7 protein-coding genes, 1 pseudogene and 1 riboswitch are annotated in these 6760 nt (G+C 42.6%); of the genes and pseudogenes, 1 reads left to right on the top strand and 7 read right to left on the bottom strand.

Going from position 1 to position 6760, the window contains the following annotated elements:
• Positions 1 to 168: 168 nt before the first annotated feature.
• Genes GMD4S_RS06535 through GMD4S_RS06525 form a run of 3 tightly spaced genes read right to left on the bottom strand, consistent with a single transcriptional unit; the run spans position 169 to position 3178 of the window.
• Entirely contained in the window at positions 169 to 2391 is a 2223-nt protein-coding gene (locus GMD4S_RS06535) for a heavy metal translocating P-type ATPase (RefSeq protein ID WP_000136330.1), read from the bottom strand.
• Positions 2392 to 2400: 9 nt separating this feature from the next.
• A complete protein-coding gene (locus tag GMD4S_RS06530) occupies positions 2401 to 2772 on the bottom strand; it encodes a cupredoxin domain-containing protein (RefSeq protein ID WP_000935071.1) in 372 nt (123 codons plus the stop codon).
• 10 nt (positions 2773 to 2782) lie between these two features.
• On the bottom strand, positions 2783 to 3178 hold the full coding sequence (locus GMD4S_RS06525) for a CopY/TcrY family copper transport repressor (protein ID WP_001167210.1): 396 nt from the start codon (positions 3176 to 3178) through the stop codon (positions 2783 to 2785).
• Between the two features lie 183 nt (positions 3179 to 3361).
• Positions 3362 to 3460, top strand: a riboswitch (TPP riboswitch).
• An 84-nt stretch (positions 3461 to 3544) separates the two neighbouring features.
• Between GMD4S_RS06525 and thiD the strand changes: the two genes are divergently transcribed.
• On the top strand, positions 3545 to 4336 hold the full coding sequence (gene thiD / locus GMD4S_RS06520; RefSeq protein WP_000221726.1) for a bifunctional hydroxymethylpyrimidine kinase/phosphomethylpyrimidine kinase: 792 nt from the start codon (positions 3545 to 3547) through the stop codon (positions 4334 to 4336).
• Between the two features lie 47 nt (positions 4337 to 4383).
• On the opposite strand, the gene thiE is transcribed toward thiD, so the two are convergent.
• The 4 genes and pseudogenes from thiE to GMD4S_RS06500 all read right to left on the bottom strand — a co-directional run.
• On the bottom strand, positions 4384 to 5016 hold the full coding sequence (gene thiE / locus GMD4S_RS06515; RefSeq protein ID WP_001080689.1) for a thiamine phosphate synthase: 633 nt from the start codon (positions 5014 to 5016) through the stop codon (positions 4384 to 4386).
• Positions 5009 to 5812 (bottom strand): hydroxyethylthiazole kinase, encoded by an 804-nt coding sequence (locus GMD4S_RS06510; RefSeq protein ID WP_001170979.1) that lies wholly within the window; start codon positions 5810 to 5812, stop codon positions 5009 to 5011. The genes thiE and GMD4S_RS06510 overlap by 8 nt, the downstream gene beginning before the upstream one ends.
• Positions 5812 to 6336 carry an energy coupling factor transporter S component ThiW gene (gene thiW / locus GMD4S_RS06505; protein ID WP_001244054.1) on the bottom strand — a complete coding sequence of 175 codons (525 nt, stop codon included), beginning with the start codon at positions 6334 to 6336 and terminating at the stop codon, positions 5812 to 5814. Before thiW ends, GMD4S_RS06510 begins: the two co-directional genes overlap by 1 nt.
• Positions 6337 to 6339: 3 nt before the next feature.
• Positions 6340 to 6760: pseudogene (locus GMD4S_RS06500) on the bottom strand (thiaminase II); the annotation flags it as partial.

Here is a 6760-nt window from a genome sequence, read left to right as displayed (position 1 = left end):
TTTTCATATACTAATTGGAAACGTTTCAGCAAATTTTTACTCTACTACTTTACCACATTTGTTTTGGGTCTCCTAAGAATGTGCTCAGAAGTTTTTATTCTCTATTACAGTACAGTTTGAAAACGTTTTATGTAACTGTTTTATAATAAAAAGCGAGCAAGCTCGCTTTTAGTCTATTTTACTAAAGTTTAGCATGAGTGAACTGGTTAATACAGATACAGAACTAAAGGCCATGGCTAGACCAGCCAGTTCTGGATTGAGAACGAGACCAATTCCTGAAAAGACTCCTGCTGCAATCGGAATTCCGGCGACATTGTAGATAAAGGCCCAGAAAAGATTGAGAAGAATTCGATTGAAGGTTTTCTTGCTCATGTCAAAGGCACGAACCACTCCTAGGAGGTTATTAGTTGTCAACACCAAATCTGCTGACTCGATGGCAATATCTGTTCCAGCTCCCATAGCAATCCCCACATCTGCTACGCTGAGGGCAGGAGCGTCATTGATACCATCACCAACAAAGGCTACTTTTCCAGCTGATTGTAGTTTATGGATTTCATGGGCTTTTTCTTCTGGCAAGACACCTGCAATAACCTCCTCAATGCCGATCTGACCTGCAATAGCTCGCGCCACTCCAGCATTATCTCCTGTCAGCATAACTGTTTGGAGGCCACGTTTTTTCAGCTGACTGATGGCGAGCTTGGCATTATCCTTGGGAATATCTTGCAGAGCAAGCAAGCCTTTAATTTCATTGTCAACAGCCAAGAACACAACTGTCTTAGCTTCTTTTTCTAGTTCTTCTAGTTTTTCTTGATAAATGCTAGAAATATCCATGCCATCCAGCATTTTAGCATTTCCAAGCAAAACTTGTTTTCCATTGATTTGCCCTGAAACACCTTTTCCGTGTAGGGCTTGGAAATTTTCTACAGGTTGAAGTTCAAGTCCTGCTTCAGTCGCTCGCTTGACAATAGATTGAGCCAATGGGTGTTGAGAGGCTTCTTCCAAAGAGGCGGCTAAGCCAAGTACTTCTGTCTCGTCGCCAATGATATCAGTGACCACTGGTTTTCCTTCTGTCAAAGTCCCTGTCTTATCAAAGACGAGAGTTTGGACTTTCTGGATTTCCTGTAAGACGGTTCCATTTTTGAGGAGAACGCCCATCTTGGCGCTCCGTCCTGTTCCCACCATGAGAGCCGTTGGTGTTGCGAGACCTAGGGCACAAGGGCAGGCGATAATCAAAACTGCCACCCCATAAAGAAGAGAAGACACAAAGCTAGCCTCAAGCAAGACAAACCAAATCCAAAAAGTTAGAATCGCTAAAATGACAACTGCTGGGACAAAAATCCCTGAAATTTTATCCGTCAAATCTTGAATTGGCGCTCGGCTGGTCTGAGCTTTCTTCACAAAGTCTACAATCTGTGCCAAGACAGTCTCTGAACCAACTTTTTCTGCCCTAAAAACAAGCGTTCCGCTGTTATTGATGGTGGAGCCAATGACAGTATCTCCAACTGTTTTATCCACTGGCAGGCTCTCACCTGTCACCATAGATTCATCAATGCTGGACACGCCTTCGACTACAACACCATCAACCGCAATCTTTTCACCAGGACGTACTCGAATCAGATCACCTACCTTTACTTGCTCCAAGGGGACTTGAACATAGTTATCCTCACGCAAGACTTCTGCAGTTTTAGCCTGCAAGTCAAGTAATTTCTCCACAGCTTGGGAAGTATTTTTCCGCATTTTCTCCTCAAAAACGGCTCCCATAAGAACGAAGAAGAAGATAAATGCAGCACTTTCAAAGTAAACGGGGAGACCAGCGAAGAGGGCAACTAAGCTATAGAAATAGGCCACTAGGGTTCCCAGAGCAACCAAGGTATCCATGTTGGCATTGTGCTTTTTAAAACTAGCCCAAGCACTTTGGATATAAGGGCCACCTGCTACTAGCATAATCGGTGTTGTGGCTAAAAAAGTTCCCCAACGCATGACTTGGTGACTAATTCCTCCTGTCGACATACCAATCATGAGAATCACAAGAGGCACAGTAAAGATACTAGTAATCCAAAAACGCTGTAAAAGTGATAGAGATTTTCGAGTCTTCTCAACTACGGTATAACTCCCCTTTTGCATCTTCATACCACAAGAAAATTCATGTTGACCTAATTCTTGAGGTGTAAAACGAATGACTTTCTCCTCATCTACGCCGATTGGTTCCAAAATGCCTTCTTCTTCAAACAGAATTTCCTTGTAACAGTTTGAAGGAGTTGCTCGATGAAAGGTAATCTCAGCTGGAATCCCTTTTTGAAGCTGAATATGGGCTGGATGATAGCCTTTGTCTGCCGTGATACGGATTTTTTGAACGCCATTTTCAAGACTTGCTTTTACAATTTCAGTCATATCATTCTCCTATTCTACAATCATCTTGCCGTGCATCATATTCATGCCACAAGAGAAACCATACTCTCCAGCCTGCACAGGCGTGATTTCCACTACATACTCTTCACCCATTGGCAGGTCCGCATGTACACCAAAATCTGGAAAGACAATCTGATCCAAACAAGGTGAAGGGTCCTTACGGTCAAAGACGATACGGGCTGGCACTGATTTCTTAAGAATAATCAACTCAGGCGTATAGCCCCCTTTGACTTCCACTCGAATCTCTTGGTAACCCTTTTTTTGCTGGGCCTTTTGTCCAGATTTTTCAGGCTTTTTGAAAAACCAAAACAAGATAAACGCGATAAGGGTAATACAAATAATGGTTACAATACTATTTAACATGGCGTCTCCTTTACATACAATTACATTTTACTTCAGTAACTGCGCTAGCTTTTTTCTCAGAAATCACAGCTTCTAAGTCTTCCAAGTCAGCCAAAGTGAAATCACATTCCACAATCAAATCAGCCAACAAGTTCTTCATCCTACGAGAACAAACCTTGTCTTTGATATCTTGGACAAGCAAGTCTCGACTTTGATCCAGAGTCAAAAGGGCTGAATAAACAAAGGACTTGCCCTCTTTTTTCCTAGTCAGGCACCCTTTCTCTACTAAACGAGCCAAAAGAGTCTGAATGGTCGACTTGGACCAGTCAAACCGCTCTGCCAGAACCCTAATCAAATCCGTGCTGGTCTGTTCCCCCTGCATCCAAATAATCTTCATGACCTGCCATTCTGCATCTGAAATCTGCATAATCACACCTCCTAAATCTACATTTGTCGATTACAGTTGTTAGTATACTCCGAAAATCTACATTTGTCAACTATAATTTTTATTATTTTTTCGAAAAATAGAATTTTAAGTACATAACGAGAGATTTGCAGTCAAATTTTACTATATAAACTATAAAAATATGCTATACTGAAGAAAAAAGAAAACAACCACTAGGGGTGCGTAAAGCTGAGATTAACGACTGTTAGATCCCTTTGACTCAATCTAGGTAATGCTAGCTGATGGAAGTGGAAATGATGATGAGGACTATCTGGTCTTCTATTTCCTTCCTGAAATAGACTAGCTTGTTCTTAAGAATACAAACTTCAGTTGGTTGGGAGGTTTTAGATGACTTATTTACCCGTTGCTCTAACCATTGCTGGAACTGACCCTAGTGGCGGTGCTGGCATTATGGCTGATTTGAAGTCATTCCAAGCGAGAGATGTCTATGGAATGGCCGTTGTGACCAGCCTTGTCGCTCAAAATACCAGAGGCGTTCAATTAATCGAGCACGTCTCCAACCAAATGTTGGAAGCTCAATTGGAGAGTGTCTTTTCGGATATCAAGCCCCAGGCTGTAAAAACTGGTATGTTGGCAACTACTGAAATCATGGAGATTATCCAACCCTATCTTAAAAAACTGGACTGCCCCTACGTGCTTGACCCTGTTATGGTCGCAACAAGCGGTGATACTCTGATAGATACTAGTGCGAGAAGCTACCTAAAAACAAACCTGCTTCCCCTTGCTACCATCATCACCCCCAATCTTCCTGAGGCAGAAGAAATTGTTGGTTTCTCAATTCATAATCCAGAAGACATGCAACGTGCCGGTCGCCTGATTTTAAAAGAATTTGGTCCTCAGTCTGTGGTAATCAAAGGTGGCCATCTCGAAGGCGGTGCTAAGGATTTCCTCTTTACCAAAGAGGAACAATTTGTCTGGGAAAGTCCAAGAATTCAAACTTGTCACACCCATGGTACTGGATGTACCTTTGCTGCTGTGATTACGGCTGAACTAGCCAAGGGGAAAACCCTTTATCAGGCTGTCGATAAGGCCAAGGCCTTTATCACAAAAGCCATCCAAGACGCCCCTCAACTCGGTCATGGTTCTGGACCAGTCAACCATACAAGCTTTAAAGATTAAGAAAAAACTCTCTAGTTCCCGCTTTAAGGGAATTAGAGAGTTTTTGATTAGGAAATCATGTCATCTAGCTTTGTTAAAAAAGCTTGCGTTTTTGCTTCTATATCTTCTGCCTGCATCAAATCCCTGACGACTGCTACTCCAGCTATACCAGTTTCAGCAAGTTGGTCAATATTCTCTGACGTCAATCCTCCGATAGCAACTACTGGAATGGCGACCGTTTGGCAAATGGTTTTCAAGGTTGAAATCAGGGTGATAGGTGCATTTTCTTTGGTAATTGTCGGGAAAATAGCTCCTGTCCCCAAGTAATCCGCACCCGATGTTTCTGCTTCCAGGGCTCTTTTAACTGTTTTAGCAGTGACACCGAGGATTTTTTCAGGACCCAAGACTTTGCGGGCAACCGAAACTGGTAGTTCATCGTCGCCAATATGCAAACCTGCAGCATCGACTGCAAGACAGATATCCAACCGATCATCGATAATTAAGGGGACTTGGTAGGCGTCTGTTATTTCCTTGACTTGTTTTGCCAGCTGATAGTATTGGTTGGTGGTGAGATTTTTTTCTCGTAGTTGGATGATGGTAACACCTGAACGGCAGGCCGCCTCGACTTTTTCAAGAAAATTTTCCAAGGAATCTTGGTAGCGATTGGTTACTAGATACAGTTTAAGTACTTTTCTATTCATAAAAGTCTCCTTTGATGGCTTCTAGCCAATTTTCGTCTCTCTTTAGGAGAGAGAGCTGATTGAGAGTTTGAAAGCGGAAATCTTCCAATCCCATTCCTTGAACAAGTATTCTCTCAGCAGAGATATTGAGATAAGAAACTGCTAGGCAAGAAGCTTCAAAGGCAGTCTTTCCTTGGCTGAGAAAAACGGCTGTCAAGGCTCCAACCAGGTCTCCTGTCCCTGTTATCCAGTCTAATTCGTCACAGCCATTTCCCAATATTGCAACCTGATTCTCCGAAACAATGAGGTCCTTGGGGCCAGTGACTAAGAAAGACATACCAGGATAAAGCTGACACCAGTCTTTCAAGACTTGAAGCAGTTCCTCAGTTTCTTGATCTTTAGTACTAGCATCAACTCCAACTCCGTGGTGCTTTAAACCAACAAGACTTCGGATTTCCGACATATTTCCTTTAAGGACTGTGGGCTTGTATTCTAAAAGATCTCTGACTAAGGTCTTACGAACGGATGACGCTGATACACCAACCGCATCTACTACCATTGGGAGAGAAGCTTGGTTTGCATAAGTAGCTGCCATACGGATTGCTTTCTCCTTCTCGGCTGACAAATGCCCCAGATTGATGAAGAGAGCCTGACTTTGCTTAGTAAAATCAAGAACCTCACGAGGGTCATCTGCCATGACAGGTTTGCATCCCAGAGCCAAAATACCATTAGCCAGCATCTCACAAGAAATCTCATTGGTGATGCAGTGAATTAAGGAACTGGTTGCTAGAGGGAAAGGATTTGTCAATTTCTGCATCAGTCTATCCTTTCACTGAAAAAATATCCTTGCACTTTTTTAAAGAATTCCTGCTTGATTAAAAATCGAAAGGCAATAAAGGAAATCGCTGTACCAATCAAGGTTGCTCCGAAAAATCGAGGAGTGTAGATAAACCAACTGAGCTTGGCCGCAGATCCCGTAAAGAGAACCATAACAGGATAGGAAACAATAGAACCAATAATACCTGTTCCCAAGATTTCTCCTAGAGCAGAATAGTGAAATTTTCGACCATACTTATAAAAGAGACCTGCAAGGAGGGCTCCGAAAGTTGCTCCTGTAAGAGCTAAAGGTGGAATCCCTTGAGTTGTCATACGGATAAAGGCTGTGGCTGTAGCCATGATCAAGGCATAAACAGGTCCCATCAAGATCCCTGCTAGGATGTTGACTACACTGGACATTGGTGCCATTCCTTCAATTCGAAAGATGGGTGTAAGTACTACGTCAAGAGCAATCATCATGGATAAAATGGTTAATTTGTGAACTTGTAGTTGGTGGTTTCTCATTTTCTATTTCTTCTCTTTTTCTAAGGACTGCAAATCACTCGTCCAGGTTTGATGTTGGTAAGCCATCTCCCAAAACTTGGCTTCCATGTGGACACTTCGGTGGAAGGCCTCTAGCATTTTTTGTTTGTCCGTCTCGTCGCTTTCTCGATAGAGCTGATTAACCAGCGCTTCTTCCTCTTTAATCTGCTGTTCTAACTCATCGGTGATATAGGTTTCAATCCACTGTTGATAAAGAGGATTCGGGGATGGTTTGCGATTAAGTGCCTTGCCCAAATCATGGTATAACCAAGGACATGGAAGCAAACTAGCAAAAGCAATGCCCAAGTTTTGCTCTGCAAACTGGCGATAAATATGAGAAATGTAATGATAACAGGTTGGAGCGATTGGATGTTGCTCCATTTCCTGGTCGCTGATTCCTAATTCC

This window comes from Streptococcus sp. GMD4S, assembly GCF_000296955.1.
This window is presented reverse-complemented; position numbering and strand designations above follow the sequence as displayed.